The organism is Streptomyces sp. NPDC014891, assembly GCF_043081085.1.
Taxonomy (GTDB): domain Bacteria; phylum Actinomycetota; class Actinomycetes; order Streptomycetales; family Streptomycetaceae; genus Streptomyces.
Window position 1 is genome coordinate 297,541 of record NZ_JBIBWF010000004.1, and the last position, 26,513, is coordinate 324,053.

25 protein-coding genes are annotated in these 26,513 nt (G+C 73.8%); 12 read left to right on the forward strand and 13 right to left on the reverse strand.

Annotated features, from left to right (window positions below):
- Positions 1-70: 70 nt before the first annotated feature.
- Positions 71-1,498 carry a tetratricopeptide repeat protein gene (locus ACF09E_RS13250; protein WP_392205276.1) on the reverse strand — a complete coding sequence of 476 codons (1,428 nt, stop codon included), beginning with the start codon at positions 1,496-1,498 and terminating at the stop codon, positions 71-73.
- Between the two features lie 305 nt (positions 1,499-1,803).
- Between ACF09E_RS13250 and ACF09E_RS13255 the strand changes: the two genes are divergently transcribed.
- On the forward strand, positions 1,804-2,868 hold the full coding sequence (locus ACF09E_RS13255) for a hypothetical protein (protein ID WP_392205277.1): 1,065 nt from the start codon (positions 1,804-1,806) through the stop codon (positions 2,866-2,868).
- A 151-nt stretch (positions 2,869-3,019) separates the two neighbouring features.
- On the forward strand, positions 3,020-3,634 hold the full coding sequence (locus ACF09E_RS13260; protein ID WP_392205278.1) for a histidine phosphatase family protein: 615 nt from the start codon (positions 3,020-3,022) through the stop codon (positions 3,632-3,634).
- Between the two features lie 121 nt (positions 3,635-3,755).
- On the opposite strand, the gene zwf is transcribed toward ACF09E_RS13260, so the two are convergent.
- The 3 genes from zwf to ACF09E_RS13275 form a co-directional block, all read right to left on the reverse strand.
- Positions 3,756-5,207 carry a glucose-6-phosphate dehydrogenase gene (gene zwf / locus ACF09E_RS13265; RefSeq protein WP_392205279.1) on the reverse strand — a complete coding sequence of 484 codons (1,452 nt, stop codon included), beginning with the start codon at positions 5,205-5,207 and terminating at the stop codon, positions 3,756-3,758.
- Position 5,208: 1 nt separating this feature from the next.
- The gene (locus ACF09E_RS13270; RefSeq protein ID WP_392205280.1) at positions 5,209-5,334 is read right to left on the reverse strand and encodes a hypothetical protein; all 126 of its coding nucleotides are present in this window, start codon (positions 5,332-5,334) and stop codon (positions 5,209-5,211) included.
- A gap of 122 nt (positions 5,335-5,456) precedes the next feature.
- Positions 5,457-5,894 (reverse strand): MarR family winged helix-turn-helix transcriptional regulator, encoded by a 438-nt coding sequence (locus tag ACF09E_RS13275; protein WP_392205281.1) that lies wholly within the window; start codon positions 5,892-5,894, stop codon positions 5,457-5,459.
- 119 nt (positions 5,895-6,013) lie between these two features.
- On the opposite strand from ACF09E_RS13275, the gene ACF09E_RS13280 reads away from it, so the two are divergent.
- Positions 6,014-7,141, forward strand: coding sequence for an NADH:flavin oxidoreductase (locus ACF09E_RS13280; protein WP_392205282.1), 1,128 nt, complete (start codon positions 6,014-6,016; stop codon positions 7,139-7,141).
- A 283-nt stretch (positions 7,142-7,424) separates the two neighbouring features.
- Here ACF09E_RS13280 and ACF09E_RS13285 read toward each other — a convergent pair whose 3' ends face one another.
- The 3 genes from ACF09E_RS13285 to ACF09E_RS13295 form a co-directional block, all read right to left on the reverse strand.
- The gene (locus tag ACF09E_RS13285) at positions 7,425-10,631 is read right to left on the reverse strand and encodes a tetratricopeptide repeat protein (RefSeq protein ID WP_392205283.1); all 3,207 of its coding nucleotides are present in this window, start codon (positions 10,629-10,631) and stop codon (positions 7,425-7,427) included.
- Positions 10,632-12,494, reverse strand: a complete 1,863-nt coding sequence (locus ACF09E_RS13290) for an HSP90 family protein (RefSeq protein ID WP_392205284.1) — start codon at positions 12,492-12,494, stop codon at positions 10,632-10,634.
- Positions 12,495-12,775: 281 nt separating this feature from the next.
- Positions 12,776-13,753 carry a hypothetical protein gene (locus tag ACF09E_RS13295; RefSeq protein WP_392205285.1) on the reverse strand — a complete coding sequence of 326 codons (978 nt, stop codon included), beginning with the start codon at positions 13,751-13,753 and terminating at the stop codon, positions 12,776-12,778.
- Between the two features lie 301 nt (positions 13,754-14,054).
- Here ACF09E_RS13295 and ACF09E_RS13300 point away from each other — a divergent pair, with 301 nt between their 5' ends.
- The 3 genes from ACF09E_RS13300 (at position 14,055) to ACF09E_RS13310 (ending at position 15,321) form a co-directional block, all read left to right on the forward strand.
- Positions 14,055-14,606, forward strand: coding sequence for a hypothetical protein (locus ACF09E_RS13300; protein WP_392205286.1), 552 nt, complete (start codon positions 14,055-14,057; stop codon positions 14,604-14,606).
- 102 nt (positions 14,607-14,708) lie between these two features.
- Entirely contained in the window at positions 14,709-14,936 is a 228-nt protein-coding gene (locus ACF09E_RS13305; protein ID WP_388800317.1) for a hypothetical protein, read from the forward strand.
- A 13-nt stretch (positions 14,937-14,949) separates the two neighbouring features.
- Positions 14,950-15,321 (forward strand): fic family toxin-antitoxin system, toxin component, encoded by a 372-nt coding sequence (locus ACF09E_RS13310; protein WP_361855070.1) that lies wholly within the window; start codon positions 14,950-14,952, stop codon positions 15,319-15,321.
- A 12-nt stretch (positions 15,322-15,333) separates the two neighbouring features.
- On the opposite strand, the gene ACF09E_RS13315 is transcribed toward ACF09E_RS13310, so the two are convergent.
- The 6 genes from ACF09E_RS13315 to ACF09E_RS13340 all read right to left on the reverse strand — a co-directional run bounded on the left by ACF09E_RS13315 (position 15,334) and on the right by ACF09E_RS13340 (position 19,738).
- On the reverse strand, positions 15,334-17,502 hold the full coding sequence (locus tag ACF09E_RS13315; protein ID WP_392205287.1) for a tetratricopeptide repeat protein: 2,169 nt from the start codon (positions 17,500-17,502) through the stop codon (positions 15,334-15,336).
- The gene (locus ACF09E_RS13320) at positions 17,499-17,816 is read right to left on the reverse strand and encodes a hypothetical protein (protein ID WP_392205288.1); all 318 of its coding nucleotides are present in this window, start codon (positions 17,814-17,816) and stop codon (positions 17,499-17,501) included. The genes ACF09E_RS13315 and ACF09E_RS13320 overlap by 4 nt, the downstream gene beginning before the upstream one ends.
- Positions 17,817-18,235: 419 nt before the next feature.
- On the reverse strand, positions 18,236-18,409 hold the full coding sequence (locus ACF09E_RS13325) for a hypothetical protein (protein ID WP_392205289.1): 174 nt from the start codon (positions 18,407-18,409) through the stop codon (positions 18,236-18,238).
- A gap of 79 nt (positions 18,410-18,488) precedes the next feature.
- A complete protein-coding gene (locus ACF09E_RS13330; RefSeq protein ID WP_392205290.1) occupies positions 18,489-18,917 on the reverse strand; it encodes a protein-tyrosine phosphatase family protein in 429 nt (142 codons plus the stop codon).
- Between the two features lie 63 nt (positions 18,918-18,980).
- On the reverse strand, positions 18,981-19,247 hold the full coding sequence (locus tag ACF09E_RS13335) for a helix-turn-helix domain-containing protein (protein ID WP_392205291.1): 267 nt from the start codon (positions 19,245-19,247) through the stop codon (positions 18,981-18,983).
- Positions 19,247-19,738: a DUF2975 domain-containing protein gene (locus tag ACF09E_RS13340; RefSeq protein ID WP_392205292.1), complete on the reverse strand. Its 492-nt coding sequence runs from the start codon at positions 19,736-19,738 to the stop codon at positions 19,247-19,249. The genes ACF09E_RS13335 and ACF09E_RS13340 overlap by 1 nt, the downstream gene beginning before the upstream one ends.
- Before the next feature lie 455 nt (positions 19,739-20,193).
- On the opposite strand from ACF09E_RS13340, the gene ACF09E_RS13345 reads away from it, so the two are divergent.
- From ACF09E_RS13345 to ACF09E_RS13370, 6 genes are all read left to right on the forward strand, one after another.
- Entirely contained in the window at positions 20,194-20,604 is a 411-nt protein-coding gene (locus ACF09E_RS13345; protein WP_392205293.1) for an ATP-binding protein, read from the forward strand.
- A 240-nt stretch (positions 20,605-20,844) separates the two neighbouring features.
- Positions 20,845-22,104 (forward strand): NAD(P)/FAD-dependent oxidoreductase, encoded by a 1,260-nt coding sequence (locus ACF09E_RS13350; protein ID WP_392205294.1) that lies wholly within the window; start codon positions 20,845-20,847, stop codon positions 22,102-22,104.
- Positions 22,101-22,880: a DUF1365 domain-containing protein gene (locus ACF09E_RS13355; RefSeq protein ID WP_392205295.1), complete on the forward strand. Its 780-nt coding sequence runs from the start codon at positions 22,101-22,103 to the stop codon at positions 22,878-22,880. The genes ACF09E_RS13350 and ACF09E_RS13355 overlap by 4 nt, the downstream gene beginning before the upstream one ends.
- A complete protein-coding gene (locus ACF09E_RS13360; RefSeq protein ID WP_392205296.1) occupies positions 22,877-24,268 on the forward strand; it encodes a class I SAM-dependent methyltransferase in 1,392 nt (463 codons plus the stop codon). The genes ACF09E_RS13355 and ACF09E_RS13360 overlap by 4 nt, the downstream gene beginning before the upstream one ends.
- Positions 24,265-25,551 carry a class I SAM-dependent methyltransferase gene (locus ACF09E_RS13365; RefSeq protein WP_392205297.1) on the forward strand — a complete coding sequence of 429 codons (1,287 nt, stop codon included), beginning with the start codon at positions 24,265-24,267 and terminating at the stop codon, positions 25,549-25,551. The genes ACF09E_RS13360 and ACF09E_RS13365 overlap by 4 nt, the downstream gene beginning before the upstream one ends.
- Positions 25,548-26,363 (forward strand): DUF1295 domain-containing protein, encoded by an 816-nt coding sequence (locus ACF09E_RS13370; protein WP_392205298.1) that lies wholly within the window; start codon positions 25,548-25,550, stop codon positions 26,361-26,363. Before ACF09E_RS13365 ends, ACF09E_RS13370 begins: the two co-directional genes overlap by 4 nt.
- Positions 26,364-26,513 lie beyond the last annotated feature (150 nt).

Sequence of the window (26,513 nt, forward strand, 5' to 3'; positions counted from 1 at the left end):
CCTCGGGACCCGTACGGGTCCCGTCGGCGGGCCGCGGAACATGTCCCACGTACCCCGCCGCCGGCCTGCACTACGGCACTGTCGGCAGTGATTCGGCCGCCGTCTCGGCCGCATGCCTGGCGCGGTCGCGGGCCGTGGAGGCCTGGACCGTGTCCCCCAGGGCGTCGGCGAGGCGGGCCCGGGCCGACCAGTTGTACGAGCTGTCGGGCCGCAGTCCGATCCGCTCGCTGATGAGCGCACGGGCGAGATCGTGCCGTCCGGCGGCGAGCGCGGAGTCCAGCAGCGTCTTCTGGAGCGCGTCGCGCTGTGCGTGGCTGCCGCCGAACTCGTGGAACCTCCGGCGCAGCGGCCACAGGAGTTCGACGACGGCGGTGTGGTTCGCCCGGCCGTGCGCCAGGAGCGCCTCGCACGCGGGCAGTCCGATGTCCGCGGTCATCCGCCTGTTGGTGACCGTGTCCGCCCCGCCCCGGGCCAGCCACCTCCGTCGGTCGGCGATGAGCCGTTCCGCCTCGCGGAGGCGCCCGGCACCCACGTAGGACATGACGGCGTGCACGTCGTTGAACGCGTAGAAGGGCGGATCGGCGCGCGCCTCCCAGGCGTCCGCCAGCGCTCCGCAGCGGGCGCCCGAGTCCCCTCCCGCGAGCCGGATCCGCCACAGCAGGGCCGCGGCGTCCAGGAGTTCCATGGCGAGGCCGGCCGACTCGTCGTTGTGCAGGGCGGCGTCGTAGATGCCGAGGGCGGTGTCGGTGTCGCCCGCCTCCAGGGCGTAGAGCGCGTAGTGCCACCAGTTGTGGACGTTGAGGTAGTTCCCCCGCGCCCAGTCCTCGCGGCGTGCGTCGAGGTAACCGATCCCCTCGGCCACCCGTCCCTGCATCTCGTAGGTGTGCACCACGGCGTGGATGGCCCAGACGTCGCGCGGGTTCTGCTCGACGGCGGCGAGTCCCGCCTCCTCGGCCAGCCGGTAGTGGCCCGACTCCTCCAGCCCGAAGGCGTACATGCCGAGCACGAGGCCCCGGTGGGGCTCGGCCGCGTCCCAGGCCGAGAGGGCCCCTCCGACGCGGTCGCGGAGGCGTACCGAGTCACCGGTGAAGAAGTCCAGTTGGTGTCCCACCGCCAGGGCGAGCGCGTCCCTCGGGCACTCCACGGTCAACTCCTCGAGGAGCCCGCTCGCGCGGGTCAGATCCCCCGCCAGCCACGCCCCGGCGGCCTCCACGTGCAGGCGCTCCCGCAGGGGCAGGGCCGAGACGTCCAGGCCTGCCGTGAACCGGTCGAAGGTCCGCCGGGCGGCGACGGTGTCGCCGGGCTCGGTTCCCAGCGCCCCGAGGTAGGCGGCGAAGGACTGGGCGACGGGCGAGGTCGGTGCGCTCGCCAGGGCGCCGGCGACCGCCTGCTCCACCTCCGGGCTGAAGTGGAGCAGGGACTCGACAGCGCGGTCGAGGTGCGCGGCCGTCTCCTGCGTGCACGCGTGCAGCGGGTTGCCGTATCGGTCTGTCACCATGCGAGATCACCTCGGCGTGTCGGCTACGGGATCGCGGGACGAGGGCACGTACTGCCCCGGGGGTCGGACGAGCTCGACGGCGGCGCGCGAGCCCGCCGCACTCCCTCATGAAGCCATCACCGGCACGGCCCGCGCCACCCGGACATGCGTGCCCCGGTCAAGTCCGATGATCTGCCTCGCCGTTCCCCGGGGAGGATGAGGTTCACGGCCTTGCGACGACCGGGCCCGAGGCCCTGGAGGCCCGGCACTGGTCGGCCCCCTAGGATGCCTGGGTTCGAACGAGCGGGACGTCGGGGGTACGGGGCATGAGCGGTTACGGAGGCAGCGGGTACGGGGACGCGGCGGGCGGCAGCGCCGCGAACCTGCCGCAGCGGGACCCCTACGCGCCGCCGGCGCCCCCACCGGCGGTCCCGAGCGGCCCGTCCGGCCGGCCGCAGGGCCGTCCGCACGCTCAGTCCGGCCCTCCGCTCGCGTCCCCGTACCCCCGGTACGGCCCTCCCCAGGGGTTCCCGTACCCGCGATCGGGGCCTCCCTCGGGACAGCCGCACGGCCGGCCCGGGCCCCTGCCCGGGTACCCGTATCCGCCGGTCCCCGGACCGTTCCCGCCGCCCCGGCCGGAGCCCTCGCGGGCCCGCACCGTCGTCCGGTGCCTCTACAACCCCCTGTACGCCGCTCAGCGGACCTTCCGTCCCTCCCGTCCCGGGCTCGTCGACGACCGCGAGGTCCGCCGGCTCCAGTACTGGCGTACCGGGCTGGGACTGCTGGCCTGGGTGGCACTGATGCTGAGCTACCAGGCCGTGGTGACCGCCGACGACGTCCAGGGCGTGGCGGGCGACCGCCTCGACCAGAGCTGGACCAGCGTGCTGGTGCTCGTGTGCACCCTCCCCGTGGCGGTCGGCGCCTTCGTGGCTGCCGCCCGCGACGGCCTGCGCCGGGTGTATCTGCGACGGGTGCTGCGCCCCCTCGGCGCGGTCCTGGCGATCATGGCGTCCATGGGCACCTCCGCCCTCGCGATGGCGCCGGAGCCGGCGGGGTTCCGGGAGGCCGTGGGGCTCCCGGGGCGGGTCGTGATCGTCGCCCTCATGGTGTGGTCCATCGGCTTCGCCCTCTACGGCATCGGACTGTCGTTGGTGCACGTGTTCCGCACCGCCGACGTCCACGAGGTGCTGCCCCCGCTCCTCGCCGGCGTCCTCGTGTGGGAGACGGCCCTCCTGGATCTGCTCACCGGCGCCTACGACCAGGCGCCGCCCGGGATCCGGTGGCTCTTCGTCCTCGGCGCGCCCGTGACCGTGACGGCCCTGTCGTGGTGGGAGCTGCACCGGCTCCGGCGCCGTCACGGGCTGACGCTCCGCACCGCGCTCGGCCGCTGACCCGTTCCGTCTCCGGCGGCGCACGAGCGGCGCTGTCACGTGCGTGACCGGTGGTCGGGGCCCCATGCTGGAGCTTCGGGACCCCGCTTCCGGCCGCCCGCCGGCGGGAGGCGGCCCGCGCCGTCCCGCCGACGAACGGAGCACCGCCGCGATGAGCGACCTCGTCCTGATCCGCCACGGCGAGACGGAGTGGAGCGCCACGGGACGCCACACCGCCCGCACCGATCTCCCTCTGACGCCGGAGGGCGAGGCGGAGGCGCGCACGCTCGCCCCGTACTTCGAGGGGCACACCCCTTCCTTCGTACTCACCAGTCCCCTGCGGCGCGCCCGGCACACGGCGGACCTCGCGGGGCTGCGGGACGCCGTGGTGGACGAGGACCTGCAGGAGTGGGACTACGGCGGGTACGAGGGGCTGACCACGGCCCACATCCACGGGACACGGCCCGGCTGGTCCCTGTGGGAGGACGGCGTGGCCCCGTACGCGGACGGGCGGCCGGGCGAGACCGCGGAGGACGTGGGGCGTCGCGCCGACCGGGTGCTGGCGCGCGTCGCGCCCCTGCTCGCCGCCTCGGAGGAGGACGGTGTGCTGGTGGCGCACGCGCATCTGCTGCGTGTCCTGACCGCCCGCTACCTAGGGCTGCCTCCCTCGGAGGGGCGGCTCTTCCTCCTCGCGACGGCGCGGATCGGCCGGCTGTCCACGGAACACGGACTGCCCGTGGTGTCGGGCTGGAACCAGCGGCCGCTCCCCCGCACCGCCCGCGGGTGACACCGGAGCCCCGCGTCGGCGGGGCTCCCGGCCGGGGCCGGAGGGCGTCGGTTCCGGCCGCGGTCCCGTCCGGGCGCCGGGGGCGTGCCGGGTGATCCGGCCCGGCCCGGTGCGGCCCGGGTCAGCCGCTCCGGGGAAGGTGCCAGCGGTAGGGCCGGATGAGCTCCGTCAGGCTCTCCGGTCCCCAGGAGCCCTTGGCGTACGGTTCGACCGGCGGCGGGGACTCCAGGAGGGGCCCGGCCACCTCCCAGAGGCGCTCGATGCCCGTCGCGTCGGTGAAGAGGGACTGGTCGCCCAGCATGGCGTCCAGGATGAGGCGCTCGTAGCCCTCCAGCGCGTGGTCCTGGCTGAAGGAGTCCGCGTAGTCGAAGACCATCTGCGCCGGGGTCAGGCGCATGTCGGGGCCGGGCTTCTTGGCGAGGAAGCGCGCGGTGATGGTCCCCGGGTCGGAGAAGTCGATGACCAGCTCGTTGTGACGGCCTTCGGCGGACTCCTGCGCGGCCAGCGGGAACATCCGGAGGGGCGGTTCGCGGAACCCCAGGGTGATGACGTGGCCGCTCTCGGCCAGGGCCTTGCCCGAGCGGAGGTAGAAGGGGACGCCGGCCCAGCGCCAGTTGTCGATCTCCAGGCACAGGGCCGCGAGCGTCTCGGTGTCGGAGGCCGGGTCGACGCCCGGCTCGTCGCGGTAGCCGTCGTACTGCCCGCGGACCACCCGGGCCGGGTCGACGGGGCGCAGGCTCCGGAAGACCTTGTCCTTCTCTACGCGCAGGGAGTTCGCGTCCAGGGTGGCCGGCGGTTCCATGGCGACGAACCCGAGGAGCTGGAACAGGTGCGTGACGATCATGTCGCGGAAGGTGCCGGTGCCCTCGAAGAAGTGGGCGCGGCCCTGGATGTCGATGTGCTCGGGGACGTCGATCTGCACGTGACTGATGTGGTCGCGGTTCCAGATCGGTTCGAGCAGTCCGTTGGCGAAGCGGAGGGCGAGGATGTTGTCGACGGACTCCTTGCCCAGGAAGTGGTCGATGCGGAAGACGTGGGCCTCGTCGAAGACGGTGTGGATGGCCTCGTTGAGGGCCCGGGCGGAGGCGAGGTCCGTGCCGAACGGCTTCTCCACGATCACGCGGGCGTTCCGCGCCAGCCCGGAGGCGCCGAGCAGTTGCACGACCGAGGCGCAGGCCTGCGGGGGTACGGCGAGGTGGTGGAGGAGCCGCGGGGTGCCGCCGATCTCCCGTTCGGCCGCGCGCACGGCCGCGACGAGGGGACCGGGGTCCTCGGGGTCGGCGGCGCCGAAGGTCAGCCGGCGCTCGAAATCCGCCCATTCCGGGCCCTCGGGCCGGGACAGGCCGAACTCGGCGACCGCCTCGCGCGCGTGGGCGCGGAACGCCTCGCTGCTGAGGGCGACCGCCGCGGGGGCCGAGCCGACGATCCGGTAGCCGTCGGGGAGCAGTCCCGCTCGGGCCAGGTGGTACAGGCCGGGCAGGAGCTTGCGGCGGGCGAGGTCGCCGGTGGCGCCGGAGATGACGACGACGTGGTCCTCGGGGACGGCTGGACCGGGGCTGGGGGATGCGGCCACGTCAGTTCGTCCTCTCGCCACGCTCGCCGAACCGGTCGTACGTCGCGGAGTGGCCCCGGAGGGCCGGCCGGTTCGCCGGGACGGCGAACCGGTCGTCTCGGGACGGGGCGGCCGGGATCTGCTCCATGGGGCCACTGTGGCGGCCCCATGGGAGTCCGGCACCCTCCGGCGGGCCGACCGGGCGACCGGGCGGCGACGCGGGGGCGTACGGCGGTCACGGGTCAGGCGGGAGCGTGCGGCGTCCGGAGGTCAGGCGGTGGCCGGGGTGGTGAGGAAGACCCGTTCCAGCAGGGTGTACAGGGTGTCCCGGCCCTCGGCATCCAGCCCGGCCAGCCCCTCCTGGGTGAGGTGCATCTTCGCCCGGATCGCGTCGGTGACGCGCTCGCCCTCGGCCGTGAGGATCACGTTCTTCACGCGCCGGTCGGCGGGATCGGCCTCGCGTCGCACCAGGCCGCGCTTCTCGAGCCGGTCGATGATGCCGGTCATGTTGGAGGCGTCGCACGTCATGGTCTCGGCCAGGGCGCGCATCGCCGCGGGCCCCCGGCGCAGCACGGTCAGGGCCCGCCCCTGGCTGGCCGTGAGGTTCTCGCTCGCCGCCGCGACGGTGAAATCGCCGTAGTACACGCCGAGGGACACGGAGAGCAGCTCCAGGAGCTGGGCCGTGTCGACGCGGGGAGCTTCTGTCATGGAGGCCACTCTAGCCCGAGATACTTGACTATCTCAAACATCGACGTCTACGGTCGCCCTCGTTGCATGAAGTTCTCAAGCATCAAGATTGTCAAGTAATTGCCACGAGGAGCGTCCCTGTGACCGTCACCGCGTCCACCGGCTCACGCGCGGCCGAGATCCTGTCCCGGCCTGTCACGCTGAACGGCCTGACCGTCCCGAACCGCATCGCGATGGCCCCGATGACCCGCATGTTCTCCCCCGGCGGAGTGCCCGGCGAGGACGTGCGGTCGTACTACGCCCGGCGCGCCGCCGCCGGCGTCGGCCTGATCGTCACCGAGGGGACCTACGTCGGCCACGCCTCGGCCGGGCAGAGCGACCGCGTGCCGCGCTTCCACGGCGAGGAGCAGCTCGCGGGCTGGGCGAAGGTCGCCGAGGACGTGCACGCGGCCGGCGGCACGATCGTGCCGCAGCTGTGGCACATCGGCATGGTGCGCGAGCAGGGCCAGGCCCCCTACCCGGACGCCCCGGCGATGGGTCCCTCCGGGATCCGCACGGACGGCACCGAGGGCGCGGGCAAGGCCATGACCCAGAGCGATCTGGACGACGTCATCGGCGCCTTCGCCGAGGCCGCCGCGGCCGCCGAGCGCATCGGCTTCGACGGTGTGGAGCTGCACGGCGCCCACGGCTACCTCCTGGACCAGTTCCTGTGGGCGGGGACGAACCGCCGCACCGACGCCTACGGCGGCGACCCGGTGGCCCGGACGAGGTTCGCGGCCGAGATCGTGGCCGCGGTACGCGCGTCCGTCTCGCCCGAGTTCCCCGTGATCTTCCGCTACTCGCAGTGGAAGCAGGACGCGTACGACGCGCGGCTGGCCGAGACGCCGCAGGAGCTGGAGGCGATCCTCGCCCCGCTCGCCGCGGCCGGCGTCGACGTCTTCCACGCCTCCACCCGCCGCCACTGGATCGCCGAGTTCGACGACTCCGACCTCAACCTGGCCGGCTGGACCAAGAAGCTCACCGGCAGGCCGACCATCACCGTCGGCTCGGTCGGCCTCGACGGCGACTTCCTCCACGCCTTCGCCGGCCAGGGCGCCCCGCTCCAGGGCATCGACGAGCTCCTCGACCGGCTGGAACGGGACGAGTTCGACATGGTCGCCGTCGGCCGCGCGCTGCTCCAGGACCCGGAGTGGGCGGCGAAGGTCCTCGCCGGGCGCACCGACGAGCTGCGGCCGTACGACGCGTCCGCCGTCAAGACGCTCAGCTGACCCGGCGCGCACCACGACCCGGCGGCCGGACCGCCTGACGGGTGAGGCCCGGCCGAGACAGCCGGGCCTCACCCGTGTCGCAGGAGCTGTCCCCGGGGCCTGACCGCAGCACGGCCGACCACGGGGCATGCCCGCGACCGGGAGCCGGATTCGCCTCCCTGTGAAGCGGCTCCCACGGGGCGCCGGCCCCGTCGGCCCCCGCCTCGCGCCCCTGGTCCGGGCATCGGCGTGGGTCGGAGGGCTCCCCGCGTCGCGAGCGCGCGGAGCCCCGTACCGCTTCTGGCTACCGCCGCGTCAGGAAGTCCTGGCGCATGGCGTCGAGGATGTCGGCGGCGTCCGTGAGGTCCGCCTCGCGGCAGCGGGCGGACGCCGTCGTCAGACGGGCGACGGCCTCGGTGAAGCGGCCCAGGCCGTTGCCCTCGACGAGGGCCGCGAAGCGGACCGACTCCGCGCGGGGGATCTCTCCCTGCGGCCCGCCGCGCTCGTGGGTGGCGATGGCCGCCTCCGCCTCGTCCAGCGCCTCCGGGAAGCGCTCCGCCTCCGCCAGGACGCGGGCACGGCGGTAGTGGATCTCGCCCTGCTCGTACCAGGCGTGGAAGTGCTCCGCGTCGCCGGGAACGGCGGCCAGGAGCTCCTCGGCCTCCGTGAGGTGCCGGAGCGCCGCGTCGAGGCCCTCCGCCTCCCGGGCCAGCATCGTGAGGCGGGCGAACTCGCGCATCATGTGGAGGATCAGGCCAGGGTTCGGCGCCTCGGCGTGCGCCGCGACGGCGCGGCCGTACGCGGCCTCGGCCGCCTCCCAGCGGTCGGCCATCGCGAGCGTCGTCGCCGCCTCCGCCGCCACCAGGGTCCGGACCGGACCGTCGTCGCCCTCCCAGCCGGACACGGCCTCGGCGAGACGCAGGAACTCCTCGGCGGCGGGCAGGTACTCCGCGAGCTCCCGCAGGCCGCGCGCCAGCATGAGGCGGGCCTGGGCGACCAGTCGCTCGTCGAGCGACGCGGCGGCCTCGTCCGAGAGGACGGACTCCAGCACGGCGACCGCGTCGGCCTGCTGACCCGATCCCGCCAGGACGTCGACGAGCTGGAGGCGCGCCTGCGCGGCGTCGTCGAACGCCCCGTCCTGGTCGAAGCGGGCGGCCGCCTCGGAGAGGTGGCGCACCGCGCCGCCGGAGTCCCCGCGGTGCGTGGCCGCGTGGCCGAGCAGCGCGTAGGTCGGCGCCATCGGGAAGTCCTTCTCGTCGTACCGGACCGCGTCGGAGATCGCCCGGTGCAGCAGCTCGGCCGCCTCCTCCGGCTCGCTCTTGGCGAGGAGGATCTGGGCGAGCAGCGCGCGCAGGCGCGAGCCCCGCCAGGGCCGGCCGGAGACCTCGACGTCCCGCAGCGCGGCCCGCAGTTCGGCCTCGGCGAGGGTCGTGTCGCCGCACTGGCCGGCGACGTCGGCGACGAACTGCCGGGCGTTGGCCACGTGGTGCGGGGCGGACAGGCGCTCCGCCTCGGAGCGCAGCACGCCGACGGCCGTGTCGAACCGTTCGCGGTCGGCTTCGGAGGCCTCCGGGAGCAGGCGCTGGAGGTCCTGGTAGGCGACGAAGGCGGCGGAGTACAGGACGGTGAGGTAGTCGAGCGCGCGTTCCGTCGCGAGCTCGGCTCCGGCGGAGGCCGCCGCCTCCGCTTCGCCGAGCGGCTCTCCCGTGAACGGGACCTCGGTCTTGAGGCGTTCGGCCTCGCGCAGGGTCGCGTCGAGGGCGGAGCGGACCGCGTCCCGGTCCAGCCGCGCGGTGCGGAGTTCCGTCGCAGCCGGAGGGGCCGCGGCCGTGAGCTCGTCGGCGTCGGCAGCGCCGTCACCGTTCGCGCCGTCGGCCGCACGCTCCTCCGCCGGGTCCTCGCCGGGCGGCGCGGTGGCGGCGGTTCCGTCGGTTTCGTCGCGCGGGCCCGTGGAGCCGGGCTCCCCCTCCGTGCGGGAGGCGGGGGCGTCGGGCGCGGTCGCCCAGGCGAGTGCGCGCGTCCGGGTGGAGAGGGCCTGCCACGGCATCGCGAGCCGTTCGTACAGGGCAGTGGCCCGGTCGAGGGCGTCCATGCTCTCCGCGCGCCGGTCCTCGCCCGAGAGCCGGTACGCGTCCTGCTCGGCCAGCTCGGCGCGCAGGAGGTCCGCGGGCCCGAGCCGGTCGTCGTGCGGGGTGTCGCCGTCGGCCACGCGCTCGGCGATGCGGGCCCAGAGCCGCGCGCCGCCGGGGTGCCCGATGCGCGCCAGGCTCCGTGCCTCGGTCACGAGCGTCACGAAGTCCTCGGGAACGTCCACGGCGGCGGGCGCGGGCCCGGACGTCGCGCCGCTCGCGGGACCGGTGGCCGCCGTGCCGCCCACCGGGGTGGAGGCGTCGGAGGAAGGGGTGACCGAGGTCCGCAGCCCGAGCGGCAGGGGGGCGTCGAGCAGCGGCTTCTGCGCGAGGCGCGCGCGGCGGAGGTCGCCGACGGCCGGGGTGCCGTTGCGCGCGTCGAAGGCGGCGCTCAGCCGGTCCGCCTCCGCGCGGACGTGCGCGGCCAGTGCGCCCGCCGTCCAGGTGCGTCCCGCCGGCCCCGCGACGGGGGTGTCCGCGTGGCCGTCCTCGACGAGCCGGGCCAGCAGCACCTCGACGCCGGTGAGGAACCCCAGGTGGGCCAGGGGCGCGCCGGTCGCCTCGAACAGCGGACGGTTCTCCGCGAGGATCTCGAGGCCGCGGCCCTCGTTGCGCGACAGGGCGCAGAACTCCAGGTGCAGGCCGACCTCCTCCTGGGTGCCGTTGTTGCCGCGGACCCGTCGGTAACCGGTGAGGTGGGACGAGCGTGCCTCGTCCACGCGGCCGAGTCGCAGCAGCGGCAGCAGGGCGCGGGCCTGGCTGACCTGGGGCTCCTCGGTGCACTCCTGTTCGCCGCTGAGGACGGGGCGCCAGGTGTCGAGCGCTCCGGCGTCGTCTCCCGCCGCGACCTGGTGCCGGGCGAGGTGACGGGTCTCGCAGGCCTCGCAGTCGCTCAGCTCGGTGCGGGAGCGGGTGGCCCACAGGTCGTAGGCGTCGGCGACGCCGACACCGGTGTGCGTCGCCAGGTGGTAGCGCATGGCGGCCACCGGCTGCATGCCGTGGTCGGCGGCCTCGTACCGCGTCCGCATCTGCTCGATCCAGCTGCCGATCGAGGTCAGCGGCATCTCGGGCACCTGGAGCAGGGACGTCGTCACCCACTTGAAGCGCCAGAAGACCTGGTGGGCCTCCCACTGGCTGAACGACTCGGGCGCGGTGTCCCACAGCTTGAGCAGCCGGGCGAAGGCCACGGGCGACTTGCGGTGCTCGCCGGTGAACTCGTACGCCGACATGAGTTCCAGCAGGGCCGTGACGAGGACGTCCGGCTTCTCGAAGGGCTCGGCGGCCTCGACGAGCTCCTCGGCGGTCACGGTGCGGGGCAGGCCGTGGGGGCGGTCGTTGTTCTCGCGCAGCGCCTCGACGACGGCCTCGGGGGTGTCCAGCATCTACAGTTCCTTCCGGGGCCCGGAGCCGGGTGCGTCCGTGCCGGGCTGGTGCATGGCGTGGGTGAGCAGGCCGATGAAGGCCCGGTTGAGAAGGGCGCTCTCACTGGCCCGGAGCGGGCGGCGGCTGAGCAGCAGGGCCTGGCCGTAGAGGGCCTCGGACGCCGTGACGGCCAAGCCCCGTTCGGTGATGGTGATCGCCTGGCGGACCAGTGGGTTGAGGTGGTTCAGGACCAGCTGGGCGCGCGGGGTCTCGTGGCGCAGGGAACCGAGGATGTCGGCCCACAGGCCGTCGCTCTCGGCGGCGAGGCTCGACCTGGTCCGCTCGTGACGCGCGTCCCGGTTGTCGAGGAGGAGCGCCGGCGCGGTGACGGGCTGGAAGTCCCGCAGGACGACGTCGCAGTCGTGGACGCCGATGGTCTCCCGGGCGACGGCGAGGAAGCCGGCGGCCCGCAGTTCGGCACCGGGGTCGACGGCGTCGAGGTGGGCGGTGACGGTGGTCGGGTCGAGATCGGTGACGGACGTGCCCGGCCGGATCTCCGGAAGGCGGTGCACGAGGTCGCGGTCGTAGGTGTAGCCGCCGTTGACGACGCCCAGGCCGGCCGCGGCCGCGATGGGGGCGACCTGGCGGAACTCCTCCACGCTGCGGGTGACGAGCAGGGTGCGGTGGGTCCGGGCGAACTCCTCCAGCGTGACATTGCCGTCGGTGGTCTCGAACGGCAGCCACGGCAGGACGATCCGCAGGAGCTCGTCGTCGTGCCGGGCCAGGGCCTTGACGGCGAGGTGGTGGGTGTCGATGAACCGGTGCAGCAGCGAGGGTTCGCTGGCGGCGAGCCCGGTGAGCCAGTCGCGGATCCGGTCGCCCAGGGCGTCCCGTACGGCGGACAGCGTGCCGTCCTCGTAGAGCGACTCGCGGGACGCGGTGGGGCGGAGGCTGGTGGTGTCGACGACGGAGCGGACGAAGAAGGCCCACTCCGGCAGGAGTTCGGGTGCCTGGTCGGTGAGCAGCATCCCCTTGAGGTGGACGCGGTGTCCCGCGCGCTGCGCCGGGCTCACGGCCGTGGGCAGGACGTACGCGACGCCGCGCAGTCCGGCCGCCGGAAGGTCGAGGTCGATCGTGTCGAGCGGGGTGAAGTCGAAGAGGTCGCGGCAGTACGCGGTGAGCGCCTCGCGGCGGGCGAGCGGGGAACGGTGGCTCCGCTCCCACGGCGGTGCCTCGTTGACCTGGTGGGTCTCGCCGCGCGGACCGACGACCGTGACCTCGTGGCGCAGGAGCCCGCCGTAGTGCCTGGCCAGGGAGACGACCCGGTCCGGGGCGGTCCACTCGGCGTTGTCGGCGCGGGGCGTGAGCCGCACGGTCGTGCCGGGCTCGGGGACCGCCGAGGCGGGCAGGGTCCGGATCGTGTAGCGGCCGTCGGAGTGGCCGCGCCATTCGACGGCGGGTGCCGAGGGGTCCGCGGCGGACCGGCTCAGGACCGTGATCTCGTCGGCCACGACGAAGCAGGCGAGCAGTCCGATGCCGAACTGGCCGATGAACTCCCCGCGGGCCGCGTCGAGGCCGGCTCCGTCGAGGGCGCCGTCGACGGTCCGCTTGGAGCTGCGGCCGATGGTGGCGAGGAAGCGGTGGACGTCGGCCTCGCTCAGGCCGATGCCGGTGTCCGTGACGGTGAGGGTCTCGCCGGTCCGCACCGTGATGGATCCGGCGGCGTCGGGGTCGACGGCCTGCCGGGCGGTGATGGCGTCCACGGCGTTCTGCAGGAGCTCGCGCAGGTACACGCGGGGGCTGGAGTAGAGGTGGTGGGAGAGGAGGTCGACCAGGCCGCGGAGGTCGACCTGGAAGGTGTGGGCGGATTCGGAAGGGGGCACCTGGCGGAGTCTTTCGGTGGGCGCCCGCGCCGGGCGGGTGCGGACGACGTTGGGGAGAGGGGCGGTTCGGGGTGTGGGACGGAGGCTCGGACGGCGACGGCGCCGTCACCCGCGGACACGAGGGCTCGCGTGCGGGGGCGCGGAGGGCTGAGGCGTCGGCCCGCCGTGGCCGGTGCGCGGAAGCGGGCCGGGGGGCCGCGGTGTCCGGGGCGGGGTCCGGGGCGGGGTCCGGTGTCTTCCATCGGGGTCGGGCTCGGCGTCCCGGTCGGGCGACCGGGCGGTCAGCGTCCGGCCGACGAGCGCTGCTTGCGGTAGGCCGCGGCGGGGTCGTTGCCGTCCAGGTAGTACCAGGGGAACTCGGTGACGCGGCCGTCCGTGGCCCGGAAGCACTCCTGTGCGGCCGTACGGTCGCCGGCGAGCGAGAAGGCCATGGCGAAGGTGTTGAGGACCTGGTTCCAGCCGCCCCTGCGGACGAAGTCGGGATGCCGGTAGGAGTGGTCGGCGGCTTCGTGCAGGGACGTCCTGACCTCGGGACGGCTCATGTACGCGGCGTCCGGCCCCGAGTCGAGGGACAGCCACTCCTCGATGTGCGCGACCGCGACGAGCTGGCCGAGCAGGGTGCCGGCGGGGGCCTTGAAGGCGGACTCGCGCGCGAACGCGTGCATCTCCTCGTGGGAACCGCCCCACTTGTCGCAGACCTGCTGCAACTGCTGCTGATGGGCCTCCAGGTGGTGCGGGTCGCGCCGCACGGTCGCCTCGAACCGGCGACGGGCGGTCTCCTGGCCCACCTGGAGACCGCGGCCGGTGACCTGGAGGCCGTACCAGGGGGACGTCCAGCGCGGCTCGCGCTCGGCGGCCTCGTACAACCACTCCTCGGCCTTGCGCAGCCGGGTGTGGAACACCTCGAACTGCTCGCGCGAGACCTGGGACGCGCGGGCCCCGGTACGTGCCTCCCAGCCCCAGCTGATGTGGCGGATCCCCGCCACGAGCTTGGGGAGCGGCGCTTCCGGCTGGTCGTCGATCACGCGGGTGATCCACTGCTCCACCCCGGCGGCGTCGCCGACGGCCCAGAGCAGTTCGACGCGGTTCTCGCTCTCGGGGCGCGCTTCGAGCACCTCCCGCACGGTGGCCCAGTCGGCCGCGACGGCCGCCTCGCGCACGCGTGCCACGGCGGGATCGCCGGAGTCCTTCTCGACGCGCACACCGGGCCGACCCGCCCATCTCCCCAGCGTGAGCCCCAAGTCACCGAGCAACGCCATGTCCCCACCCCTTGCATGATCGAACGGGGGGAGGCCAGTGATCACTCCCCCCGTGGAGGTAGTGACTATCACGCGCGACCGACAATCGCACATCTGTTTACCCGGTCGACGGTGCACGGGGGCGGCCACCCGGTTTCCCGTGGTGAGCGGCGGTGGGTCCGTTCCGAAACGGGACGGCCTACGGGGCGCCGCACTCGACGCCGAACGGGACGGCGGTACGCGACGAGGTCCAGGGCTCCGTCGGTGGCCTCCGCTCCAGCGGCCACGCCTTCCGGCCGTCGACTGGGGCAGAATCTCGGCCATGGGACACTCCACCGCCTACCCGCTGCTGACGACGGCCGACCTCGACGCCCACTTCGCGCTGGCCGGGAAGCTGCTGTCCGTCACGGAGGGATCGGGCCCCAGGGCCGAGCTGTGGGTGCGGGTGCCCGGGCGTGAACAGCTCCGGCAGCTCCTCGCCTCCGTCCCGGACGTCTCGACCACCGCGCACGTACGCGCCGACGCCGCCGAGCCCGGGGACCGTCCCCTGGCGGAGGACGACTACCGCCTCGCCCTGGAGGTGCCCGCTCGGGACGCGGTCGGGATCGCCCGTACGGTGCTGGAGTTCTGCCCGCACTTCCAGCTCACCTGGGACGCCTTCGGATGGCCGGCGATCCCGGAGCTGCGCCACCGCGAGGAGTGGAAGTACGCCGCCGTGCAGATCAGCTTCCACCACCGCCATGTCGAGCTCGCCCAGGATCCCTCCTCCGACCACACGCTCTACATCCACTCCGAGGACCACGAGGACCGGGCGGAGTGGATCGCCGACCGGGTCGGCGCCCGCGTGATCGGACCGCCGCTCGACGGCGGGTAGGAGCACGTCCCGCGCCGGAGCGAGGGGAACCCCGGCCGCGCTCGTCGTCTCCGTCGCTCCCTTCCCCTGCCGCGGGCGACGGCGAGCCGCTACCGTGGACGCATGGCACGGGAAATCCGCATCGAGATCAGCGACGAGGCCTACGAGGCACTCGAGCGCGCCGCAGCCGAGAAGCACGTACCCGCCGAGGACTACGTGGGCCGCGTGCTGGACGCCGACCTCACCCGCACCCGCTTCATCGAGGGCGCCCGCTCCTTCGTCGGCCAGCACGGCCAGGCGTTCGCCAAGCGCTACGGCCGCCCCGCCGGCCGCGGCAGCGACGCCGCCTGATCCCGGGCCTCGCGTGATTCTGCAGATCGATCTCTCCTGGCTGCTCGACATAGCCCAGCAGGAGATCCCCGGCGACCCGGAGATCTCCGACTGGGGAGCCCTCGAAGCGGCCCGCGCGCGCCACGCCTTCCGCGTGATGGACATCCCCGTCTACGACCAGCCCCACCACCGCGCGGCCGCGCTCCTGGAGCAGTTCGTCCGCGTCCCGGCGCTGGAACACTCCAACGAGCTGTACGGCGTGGTCGTCGCCGCGGCCTATCTGCACGCCTGCGGACAACCGGTCAGCGCCACCTCGGACGAGATCATCGACCTCGTCGAGCAGGTGGCCGAGAGCCTCATCGACGTCCGGCAGGTCGCCGCGGTCCTCAAGGAGTGGAGCGACTGACCGGCGACGCACTCAGCCCTGGCCCTCATCACCATGTCCGTCTCCGGCCGGTCTCCCGCCCGCCCGACACTGGTCGAGCAGCTCTCGGGCGGCCCGGGTCCAGAGGTGCTCGGCGCCCAGTACGCGCTGTCTCCCCGCCACGACCTTCTCCGCGTGCACAACAGCCTCCGCCTGTTCGCCGACGGCGCTGAGGACGTTCACCAGCAGGTGCCGTGCGGCCAGGGTGATCGGGTACTCCTCGCCGTAGACCTCCTCGTGATGCCTGAGTGCTTTACGGGCAAGGGGCAGCGCGTCGATGGACCTGCCGGTGAAGTGCAGGGCGTAGGGACAATTGAGCTCGACCGCCATCGTGATCTGATGCCGCGGGCCGAGTTCCCTGCGACATTCGGCGAGCAATGCCATAGCCGTCGGGGCGGCGGCGTCCAATTCGGGTCCGGGGTCCACTTCCAGCGGGTGGGAGCGAGCAAGGAGCGTCAAAGGGTGGAACGGCCCGAGGGCCGAGGACCTGCCCTCCACGACACGACTCATCAGGGCAACCGCGTCGGCCGTCCGTCCGAGCTGCCGCAGGGGGCGGAAGAGGGCGACGCACGTGTCCAGTGTCACCGGGGCAGCAGGGCCGAGGGCGCGCTCGCAGTCGTCCAGGGCCTCGCGGCAGAACTCCTCGGCCTCCTCGAAGTGTCCGAGCCGATAGAGGGAGCGTCCGACGCGCTGACGAAGACTGAGAACCAACGGGTGGTCCCCACCCAACCGCTTCTCCCCCAGCGCCCCTGCGGTCGTCCCCAGAGCGTGCGAGGAAGCGTAGTCACCCACCCGGTGCTGGGCCGTCACGAGGCGGAGCGCGCACTCCAGCGCAGCCTCCGCCGTCTGCGGCAGCACTTCCGGCCAGTCACGTATCCGTCGCAGAAGCGCCAGGACGTGCGGCCCCATGCGGCTGCGGCCGGCGTCGGCGGCACCGCGTTCCGGCACCTCGGGGAGCGCGGCAGCGAGCAGCCCGGCGGCGGCTGCGGCCAGCGGTTCGCGCTCGTCCCCGGGCGTGCCGCGCGCGACGCTGTCGAGCAGCACTCCGTGAGTCCGCAGGCTCCGCACGCGGCCGTCCACAAGCTCGGTCAGGGAGTGGTCCAGCAGGCCTTTCAGCGCGGGCTCGACGCGGAACGCGGGGAGGCTCGGACCGAGCGACGCCCCTGCGAGCAAGGACAGCGGGAGCGGGTCGCTCGACCAGCAGGCCAGCAGCCGCAGGAGGGCCACGGCCTCGGGCACTCCGCCCGCGACGAGGTGGTCCATCGAGAGTTGCCACGTCCCGCTGACCAGGTGACGCGAGTCGTTGCCCGCCGCACCCTGGTCGATCAACGTGATCGGGTCGATACCCTGGTCGCCGCGGAGATGCCGCCCGTACTCGCTCATGCTCCAGGGTTGTATGAACTGGTGGGCGAGGAAGCCGCCGGCGAGGGTCAGAGCGAGCGGAAGGCGGCCGAGCCGGTCGGCGATCTCCGCCGCCTCTTCGGCGGATCCCCTCTCCGGCGCGAGGTCGCAGAGGACCTGGGCCGCCTCGACCCGAGGCAGGACACCCACGTGAACGAGTTCCGCCGTCTGCCACCAGTGGACGGATGCCTGGCGGGTGGTCACGAGAACCGTTCCGCGAGGGCTGGTACGCAGCCAGCCGCCGTCGCGGAGCACCGCTGGTTCGTCGGCGTTGTCTAGGACCAGCAGCCAGGGTCGGTCGGAACGGTCCAGGTACTCCCAGACCAGGTCCGCCGCCGCGCGCAGCCCGCTGCGGGCTGCGACCAGCTCGCCCTGGCCCGCTCCGCGGTCCGCGGCGACCGCGAGCATGCCGGCGCGTAACGTCCCCTGATCAGAGGCGTTCACCCAGAGGCCGAGGCGCTGCCCATCGGCGTTCGACTCCTGGAAGAGGGCATACGCCACGGCGGTCTTGCCACAGCCGCCGAGACCGTGGAGCACCAGCACCTCGTTCCCGGCACCGACGACGACGGCAGCCCGGAGACGGGCCATGATGTCCGCGCGGTCGCGGAGCACGACAGGAGGCCGCCCGACCGCCGGCAGGCGGACGGAGTCGGGTCCGGACCAGGAGGGGCCGTGGTGGTGGTGCTCGGAGATGTGCATGTCTCCGGACGCCTGGTAGACCCGGCCCTGCCCTTCGGCCCGCCCGTCGTTGCGGCCGGTCATCCCTGCCCCAGGTGCATGTCTCTGCCTGCCTGGTAGACCCGTCCCTGTCCGGAGGCCGTGGCGTGCTGGGCAACGGCTGGACCGGGGGCGTCGACCGCGGTGAACTCGGTGAGCAAGGTCCGCAGGTCTTCGGCGAGTTCGGGGTGGGTGGCGAGCAGCCGTCGGACCCGTCCCTGCCACTCGGCCCGCAGCTCGGCCGGAGTCACCTCGTCGTTCGCGTCTTCGGCCCTGAGCAGGTCCTCCCGCGCTGTGGCGAGCTCGGTCGTGATGACCGGCACCCGGTCGGGCTGGGCCCGCTGCCACAGTGCAACCACACCGTCTCTGACGCTCTGCCACGCCTCGGTAGCCAGTAGGGTGACGAGTGTCGCCCCTGCGGTACCGGCCAGCGCTGCGATCTCCGGATCCATTGTTCTCCCTTCAGGTTCGTAGTCATGGGCACCCTAGGCTGAAGTCATGTAGCTACAAAAGCTGTTGATCGGGCGCTCCGGCGCAGCACCCGGATCGGCGTTCCTCGGAACAGCAAGGATCGACAGGCCGGCCGGGGAGCGACGGAGGCACGCGTCGTGTTTTGTTCGCCTCCCCCGCCGCCACCGCTTCCGGCGAAGCCGCCGCCCTCCGTGTCGTGGCCTCGGTCGTCGTCGAGGGCATTACCCATGCGGACGAGGGCCCGCCCCAGGCCGTTGTCGGCGCCCGGACCGGCACCGGTGTTCCCACGTCGAGCGGTGGCCCCGGGTCACGTGCAGGACGTACGGCGGTACGTGTCCGCGGCGGTCGCCTCCGCGAGCCTGCGCCGTCCGGGCCGGTTGGCCTTCCGCCGCCTTCGGTCCGCCAGGCCCAAGAGGGCGAGACCGCGGGCGAGTTCGTCCCCAGTACCGGCGTGGGCGACCCGCTCGATCACCTCGCCCACCGGCTTGCCCCGTGAACAGGCGCCGGCACCGCCGCCCCGTGACGCCGCGTGTCTCGCCTGGCCGGGCGGTCCGGCGCCGTCACGGGAAGCGTGTGACGTAACGGCGCTGCCAGGGCGTCTCCACGGCGCGCGGGGCGTAGTGCTCCCGGACGTAGGCGACGGCCTCGCCGCGGGGCACCCCGTCGAGGACGGCCAGGCATGCGAGTGCGGTGCCCGTGCGGCCCTGGCCGCCCGCGCAGGCGATCTCGACGCGCTCGCCCTCGGCGCGCTCCCACGCCTCGCGGAGGGCTTCGACGGTCGCCGCCCGGTCGGAGGGCAGCCGGAAGTCGGGCCAGCGGAGCCAGCGGCTCTCCCAGGCGACGTCCGGAGGCCTGTGCCCGAGCAGATAGAGCGCGAAGGCGGGCTGCGGACCCGGCGGGAGCGGTCGGCGCAGCCCCCGGCCGCGGACGAGTCGGCCGGAGGGGAGTCGCAGGACGCCCGCCGCCGTGGGTTCCCAGAGGTCGGTCACGGTGCGAGCGTAGCCCCGTCCGCCCGGCCGCAGGAGGGAGATGGCGGCATCGCCGTCGGCCCGTCAGCCGTCGGCAGCCGCCGAGGCCCCTTCGGCCTCCAGGGGCTCGTCCCCCTCCTGAGTCTCCTCCGCCTCCCAGCGCAGCAGGTCTCCCGGCTGGCACTCCAGGACCTCGCAGAGCGACGCGAGGGTCGCGAAGCGCACGGCCTTGGCGCGGCCGTTCTTGAGGACCGCCAGGTTGGCGGGGGTGATCCCGACCCGCCCTGCGAGCTCGCCCACGGACATCTTCCGCCTGGCCAGCATCACGTCGATGTCGACGACGATCGGCATCAGATGACCTCGTCCAGCTCGGCCTGCATCCGGGCGGCCTCGCCGTCGCGCTCGACGGCCTGGGCGAGCAGCATCCTCAGCACGAGCACGATGAGGGCGACGCCGAGGATCGCCACGCCGATCCCGGCCATGATCACGGTGACGCCGGGGTCTTCGCGCTGGCCCGGGGCGTTGACGGCCGTGACCGCGAACCACAGGAGGGCCGCCGCCACGATCGCGCCGATGACCCCGTCCACGTACCGGAAGGCCGCGTGGGAGAACACCGTCCCGCGTCGCACCATCGCCACCAGTCGCCACACGCACACGAGGGCGACCTGCGCGGCGACCATTCCCAGGAGCACGATGATCCTCATCGGGGTCAGGGGCAGCGACCCGTCCTCCGGATCGTTCCCGCTGATCATCATCCACACCATCAACACCTGCACGAGCCCCGTGCCGACGAGCACGACCGCGAGCACGGCGCGCAACGCGCGCACTGCGAGATTTCCCATGACCCACCCTTACATCGACTTACGATGGGAACCTATCGAATATCGATAGGTCGGGCAAGGCGGGCGGACACAGAAGCGGCCGCGCCCGCCGTCGACCGCGCCTCGCCACCGGGCGAAGCGGGCTGCCTGAAGCGGGGAGGGCGACCGCGGGGCGGCGCGGGGCCGCGAAACGTGCGGCCGATCCGCCGAGATTCCGCGACATTCCCCTCCCTGAACGCAACCCGCCCGGCCCCCCGCGCCGAATACCTCATGTGAGACCTACGCGCCGGACGAGGGGACGCGGGCGCGGGTCCGACCCGAGCCGCCTCCCCTCCCTCGGCCACCGGCCGCTCGGCCACCGGAACCAGCCGACACCCACGACCCCCAGCCGGCCTCGGAGCGTTCGGGAACGCCCGACCCGCGGAGTCCCCGCGCCCGGCCGTCGGCCGCGGGGGTCGCCCACACGAGGAACGACCATGAAATCCGCCATCGCGTCCAGCGAGCGCCGGGCCACCGCGCACGTCCCGCTCTCCGCCGATGCGCAGGCAGCCCGCCAGGCCCGCCGGACGGCGGCACGGCTCCTGGCCCTGGAGACGGGCCTCTGCCCTCGCGAGGTCGCCGAGGACCTCGAACTGATCGTCTCGGAACTGGTCACCAACGCGGTCCTGCACGCCGCCGGCCCCTACGCGCTCACCTTCAGCCTGGAGCGGGGACGGGCAGGGGTGGCCGTCAGCGACGGGTCGACGGATCTGTCCGGACGCCAGGGCGGCATGCGGCGGATCGGGCCGGGTGGGCGCGGCCTGAAGATGGTCCGCGGACTGGGGGCGGACCTCTTCATCAGCCCCTCGGAACGCGGGAAGCAGGTCATCGCGGTCCTGACCTGGTAGCGCCCGGCTCCTGACGACGCTCGGTCGGCCTGCGTCACGATCACCCGGCTTCGACCGTCATGCGAAGAATGCCCGCCCGACATGTGCCGATCTCCGCCCGCTCGTCGGAGCGGCCCCTGCCCCGGCCTCCGACGGCTTTCGTCAACTTCCGTACTCCGACGCATCCAAACGCCGACCTGCTGCGAATGACAGGTGAGTCGCAGCAGTCGGGCGGCATGTCGAGTGGTGGGAGCGCTTGTGATGGAAGACCGCGAAGTGGCGGTGATCGGTGCGGGGGTTGCGGGCCTGACCGCCGCCTACGTGCTGACGGCCTCGTGCCGGGTGACCCTGTACGAGGCGGACGGCCGGCTGGGCGGGCACGCGCACACCCACGAGCTGACGGGCCCCGGGGGACGGGCGGTCTCCGTGGACTCGGGGTTCATCGTCCACAACGAGCGCACCTACCCCCACCTGCTCCGCCTCTTCCGGGAGCTGGGAATCCGCACCCAGGACTCCGAGATGAGCATGTCGGTGCGGTGCGACGGCTGCGGCCTGGAGTACGCGGGTGCCCGCGGACCGGCAGGGCTGTTCGCCTCCCGGGCCGCGCTGCGGGGCCGCTATCTGCGCCTCCTGGCGGAGGTCCCGGTGTTCCACCGGGCCGCCCGCGCGCTGCTGGCCCGCAGGCCTCACGCGGGCGTCACCTTCGGGGAGTTCCTCCGCGAGGGCCGGTTCTCCCCGTACTTCGTCAGCCACTTCGCCCTGCCTCTGGTCGCTGCCGTGTGGTCCTGTCCGGCGCGCACCGCCCTCGCGTATCCCGCGGCCTACCTCTTCAGGTTCCTGGAGCACCACGGCCTGCTGTCCGTCACCGGCTCCCCACAGTGGAAGACCGTCACCGGCGGCTCGTCGGCGTACGTGGCGGCCGTCTCGAAGCACATCCAGCGCGTCCGGACCGACAGCCCGGTCGAGAGCGTCCGCCGCACCGGGCGCGGGGCGCTGGTCACCACCCGCGACGGCGCGTCCGAGGCCTACGACGCCGTGGTCGTCGCCACCCACCCCGACCAGGCGCTGCGCCTGCTCGCGGACCCCACCCCGGACGAGCGGCGTCTCCTGGGGTCCTTCGCGTACTCGCGCAACAGCACCGTCCTGCACCGCGACACCTCGCTCCTGCCGCGCTCGCCGCGCGCGCGCGCCAGCTGGAACTACCGCATGAGCGACTGCTCGCCGTCGGCCGAGGCCGTCCGCGTCAGCTACGACATGGAACGGCTCCAGCGCCTGCCCACCGGTTCCGGCTACGTCGTCACCCTGGGCGGCGACGAGGGAATCGCCGCGGACCGCGTGGTCGAGCGGATGGTGTACGAGCACCCGGTGTACACCACCGCGTCGGTCGCGGCGCAGCGGGAACTGCCCCTGCTCAACACGGGCGTGACGGCGTACGCGGGTGCCTGGCACGGCTGGGGGTTCCACGAGGACGGCTGCCGATCCGGCGTGGCGGCCGCACGGTCGCTGGGGGTGAGCTGGTGACCCGTACGGAGGCGAGCGCCAGGCCCGCGGTCCCGCGCGGCGGGGAACACCCCGCGGCCCTGTACGACTGCGTGATCACGCACGTCCGCCGCACACCGCTGCAGCACGCGTTCCGGCACCGCACGTACCTGTGGTGCGTGGATCTCGACCGGCTGCCGGTCCTTCCGCCGCCGCTGCGCCCGCTCGCCCGCTTCGACGCACGCGACCACTTCTCCGGCGCCTCCCCCGACATCCGTGCCGGCCTCGACGCGTACCTCGCCTCCCACGGCGTCGACCTGGACGGCGGGCGCGTGGTCATGCTGGCGCACGCCCGGGTGTTCGGGTTCGTGTTCAACCCGCTCAGCGTCTTCTGGTGCCACGACTCCTCCGGCGCCCTGGTGTGCGTCGTCGCGGAGGTCCACAACACCTACGGACAGCGTCACTGCTACCTGCTGCGGACCGACGCGTCCGACGAGGCGGAGGTGGACAAGGCGTTCTACGTCTCGCCCTTCTTCGCGGTGGAGGGCCGCTACCGGATGCGGCTCCCGCTGCCCGGCGAGGAGCTGAGCCTGAGCGTCCACCTGGAGCACGAGGGCGGCCGGGCGTTCACCGCGGTCGTCCGCGGCCGCCGCAGGCCCGCCGGCACCCGCGCCCTGCTGTCCGCGGCCGCCCGCAGGCCCTGGTCCACCGCCGCCGTCTGGGCCGGGATCCGCCGGCACGGCATCCACCTGCTGCTGCGCGGTCTGCCCGTACAGCCACGTCCCCGGCCCACCCCTCAGAAAGGCATGACCCCGTGACCCGTCCCGCCCTCACGTCCACGGACCGATCCCGGCCGGCCGGCCGCCCGGTCGGGATTCCCCCGCAGCCGCCGTCGGGCCCCGGCGCCGCGGCCCCCTCCCCCGCGGTCTCCCGAGCGGACGTCGACGCCGACCGCTGGCCGGACGTGGCCCGCGTGCCCTCGTCGGGGCCGCTGCGCACGGCCGTGGCCAGGTACCTGGTCGACGGCGCCCTGAACCGGCTCGACCTGACACGGCCCGCGGGCGGCTCCGCCCGCGGCGGGACCCACGGGGCCGGCCGCGTCCCCGGGGTCCCCACTCGCCTGCCGGTGTCCCCCCGGCCGGTCATGACCGTGCACGACCCCGAGGCGTTCCACCGCCGCATCGCCCGGCACGGGCTCATCGGCTTCGGCGAGTCCTACATGGCGGGCGAGTGGGACAGCGACGATCTGCCCGGCGCGCTGAGCCTCCTCGCGGAGCACGTCGACGAGCTGGTGCCCGCCCCGCTGCGCAGGCTCCGCGGCCTGTGGGTGTCGGCCCGCCCCTCCGCCGACCGCAACACCCGGGCCGGAGCCCGCGACAACATCCAGCGCCACTACGACCTGTCCAACGACCTGTTCACGGCGTTCCTCGACCCCACCCTCACCTACTCCGCCGCCCTGTTCACGGCCTTCCCCGCCCGGTTCGAGTCCCTCGAAGCCGCACAACACCGCAAGATCGACCGACTGCTCGACCTCGCCCGTGTCGGCGAGGGCACCCGACTGCTGGAGATCGGCACCGGCTGGGGGGAGCTGGCCCTGCGGGCCGCGGCACGGGGCGCCCGGGTCACCACCCTCACCCTGTCGACCGAACAGGCCGCCCTCGCCCGCGAGCGCGTCGATGCCGCCGGCCTCTCCGACCGGGTCGACGTCCAGCTGCGCGACTACCGGGACGTCGAAGGCCGTCACGACGCGGTCGTCAGCGTCGAGATGATCGAAGCGGTCGGCTCGGAGTACTGGCCCTCCTACTTCACGGCCCTCCGCCGCGCACTCGCCCCCGGCGGCCGGATCGCCCTGCAGGCCATCACGATGGGCCACCAGCAGATGCTCCACACCGCGGCCACCCACACCTGGATCAGCAAGTACGTCTTCCCCGGCGGACTCATCCCCTCCCGCACGGCGATCGCCGAGCACTCCGCCGCCGCCGGTCTGCGGACGGTCGCCGATGACGGGTACGGCCCGCACTACGCGGAGACCCTCCGGCTGTGGCGGGAACGATTCACCGCCCAGCGCGCCACCGTCGGCGCGCTCGGCATGGACACCGTCTTCCAGCGCATGTGGGAGTTCTACCTCGCCTACTCGGAGGCGGGATTCCGCTCCCGCTACCTCGACGTGCGCCAGCTGCTCCTCACCGAAGGGACCCGTCCATGAGGCCCGCCGCCGACCGTCTCGCCGAACTCCTCGGCCACTTCCTCCCCGGGCCGCTCCAGGTGCGCCTGCGCGCCTGGGACGGCAGCCAGGCGGGCCCGCCGGACGCACCCACCGTCGTACTCCGCTCGCCCGAGGCCCTGCGACGGGTGCTGTGGCAGCCGGGCGAGCTCGGCCTCGCCGAGGCGTACGTCAGCGGGGACCTCGACGTCGAGGGCGACCTCGCCGCCGCCCTGTCCGCGGCGGGCCGGACCGTCCGCGACCGCGGGGCCGCGCGCCCCGGGCCGGCCGCCCTCGCCTCGTCCGCGGCGCTCGCGCTGCGGCTGGGCGCGGCCGGGCCGCGCCCGCAGCGCCCCGACGGCCGGGCACGGCTGACCGGCAGCCTGCACAGCGCCTCGCGGGACCGCGCCGCGATCAGCCATCACTACGACCTCTCCAACGACTTCTACGCGCTGCTCCTCGACGAGTCCATGGCGTACTCCTGCGCCTACTGGACCCGCCCCGACGACCCCGCGTACACGCTGGCCGATGCCCAGCGCGACAAGGTCGAGCTGATCTGCCGCAAGCTCGGCCTGGGCCCCGGGGACCGGCTGCTCGACGTCGGCTGCGGCTGGGGGTCGCTCACCCTGCACGCCGCCAAGGAGCACAAGGCCCGGGTCACGGCGGTCACCCTCTCCCGCGCCCAGCACGCCTTCGTCACCGACCGCGCCGCCCGCGAGGGCGTGGCCGACCTCGTCGACGTGCAGCTGCGGCACTGGCGCCACATCGAGGGCGGCGGCTACGACGCCGCCTCCGCCGTCGAGATGGGCGAGCACGTCGGGGACGCCGAGTACCCCGCCTTCGCCGCGAAGCTGCACGACGCGCTGCGCCCGGAGGGACGGGTCCTGATCCAGCAGATGTCCCGGGGCGCCCAGGCACCCGGCGGAGGCGCGTTCATCGAGACGTACATCGCCCCCGACATGCACATGCGTCCCGTGGGACGCACGGTGGACCTGCTGGAGGCGGCCAGACTGGAGGCCCGCTCCGTCGAATCGATCCGCGAGCACTACGCGACCACCATCGACGCCTGGCGCGCCAACCTGGAGCGCCGCTGGAACGAGGTGGAGGAACTGGTCGGCCCGACCACCGGCCGGGTGTGGCGCCTGTACCTGGCCGGCGCCTCGATCGCCTTCTCCGAACGGCGCATGGGGGTCGACCAGATCCTCGCCGTACGGCCCACCCGCGAGGGCACGTCGGCCATGCCGCACACCCCCGCCGACTGGTACGCCCCGGTGACGCCCTCATGATCACCGACTGGGGAGCCCTCGGCATCAACCTGGGCGCCACCGCGGCCGCCGCGGCGGCGGTGCTGCTCGTGACCTTCGCCGTCGCCGTGCGCCGCGGGCTGCACCGCATCGTCGACATCGCCTGGGGCATCGCGTTCAGCGCCGTCGCCGTGGTCACCTGGCTGCTCTCCGACGGCCACGGCGACGACGGCCGGCGGCTCCTCGTCGCCGCCGCGACCACGGTCTGGGGACTGCGGCTCGCGGCGCACATCGCCCGGCGGTCCCGGGGACACGGCGAGGACCCCCGGTACACGGCCCTCCTCGACAAGGCCTCCGGAAGCCGGACCCTGTACGCGCTGCGGAACGTCTACCTCGGGCAGGGCGCCCTCGTCTGGCTGATCTCCCTGCCCGTGCAGAGCGCCTCCTACAGTGCCGGCCCCCTGGGCGTACTCGACTACTGCGGGATCGCGGTGTGGGCACTCGGGCTCGGCTTCGAGGCCCTCGGGGACTTCCAGCTCGCCCGGTTCAAGAGGGATCCGGCGAACCGGGGCAAGATCATGGACCGCGGCCTGTGGGGCTGGACCCGGCATCCCAACTACTTCGGCGACTCCCTCGTCTGGTGGGGGCTGTACCTGCTCGCCTGCACCGCGTGGCAGCCGGCCCTCGCGGTCCTGGTGTCACCGGTGCTCATGACCCTGCTCCTCACCGTCGGCAGCGGCAAGCGCCTCCTGGAGAAGCACATGGCCGACCGCCCCGGGTTCGCCGAGTACGCGGCGCGGACCAGCGGGTTCTTCCCGCTCCCGCCACGGGGCTCGCGACCGGGGATGGGCTAGGGCCAGGAGAGGAGGTGGGGCGGGCGGGGCGCTGGAGGCGAAACCCGTGGCCGGCACGGCAGCCCGGTCCGGGGTCGCGGCCCTCGTCCCTCCCGACAGACCGACGGCCCGACGGCCCGACGGCCCGGCAGACCGGCAGACCGTCGGCCC

Excerpts from the sequence above, each read along its gene's own strand:
- ACF09E_RS13250 (WP_392205276.1), bottom strand. The coding sequence starts at position 1,498 with ATGGTGACAGACCGATACGGCAACCCGCTGCACGCGTGCACGCAGGAG.
- ACF09E_RS13255 (WP_392205277.1), top strand. The coding sequence starts at position 1,804 with ATGAGCGGTTACGGAGGCAGCGGGTACGGGGACGCGGCGGGCGGCAGC.
- ACF09E_RS13260 (WP_392205278.1), top strand. The coding sequence starts at position 3,020 with ATGAGCGACCTCGTCCTGATCCGCCACGGCGAGACGGAGTGGAGCGCC.
- ACF09E_RS13270 (WP_392205280.1), bottom strand. The coding sequence starts at position 5,334 with ATGGAGCAGATCCCGGCCGCCCCGTCCCGAGACGACCGGTTCGCCGTC.
- ACF09E_RS13275 (WP_392205281.1), bottom strand. The coding sequence starts at position 5,894 with ATGACAGAAGCTCCCCGCGTCGACACGGCCCAGCTCCTGGAGCTGCTC.
- ACF09E_RS13285 (WP_392205283.1), bottom strand. The coding sequence starts at position 10,631 with ATGCTGGACACCCCCGAGGCCGTCGTCGAGGCGCTGCGCGAGAACAAC.
- ACF09E_RS13295 (WP_392205285.1), bottom strand. The coding sequence starts at position 13,753 with ATGGCGTTGCTCGGTGACTTGGGGCTCACGCTGGGGAGATGGGCGGGT.
- ACF09E_RS13300 (WP_392205286.1), top strand. The coding sequence starts at position 14,055 with ATGGGACACTCCACCGCCTACCCGCTGCTGACGACGGCCGACCTCGAC.
- ACF09E_RS13305 (WP_388800317.1), top strand. The coding sequence starts at position 14,709 with ATGGCACGGGAAATCCGCATCGAGATCAGCGACGAGGCCTACGAGGCA.
- ACF09E_RS13315 (WP_392205287.1), bottom strand. The coding sequence starts at position 17,502 with ATGACCGGCCGCAACGACGGGCGGGCCGAAGGGCAGGGCCGGGTCTAC.
- ACF09E_RS13335 (WP_392205291.1), bottom strand. The coding sequence starts at position 19,247 with ATGCCGATCGTCGTCGACATCGACGTGATGCTGGCCAGGCGGAAGATG.
- ACF09E_RS13340 (WP_392205292.1), bottom strand. The coding sequence starts at position 19,738 with ATGGGAAATCTCGCAGTGCGCGCGTTGCGCGCCGTGCTCGCGGTCGTG.
- ACF09E_RS13345 (WP_392205293.1), top strand. The coding sequence starts at position 20,194 with ATGAAATCCGCCATCGCGTCCAGCGAGCGCCGGGCCACCGCGCACGTC.
- ACF09E_RS13350 (WP_392205294.1), top strand. The coding sequence starts at position 20,845 with ATGGAAGACCGCGAAGTGGCGGTGATCGGTGCGGGGGTTGCGGGCCTG.
- ACF09E_RS13365 (WP_392205297.1), top strand. The coding sequence starts at position 24,265 with ATGAGGCCCGCCGCCGACCGTCTCGCCGAACTCCTCGGCCACTTCCTC.
- ACF09E_RS13370 (WP_392205298.1), top strand. The coding sequence starts at position 25,548 with ATGATCACCGACTGGGGAGCCCTCGGCATCAACCTGGGCGCCACCGCG.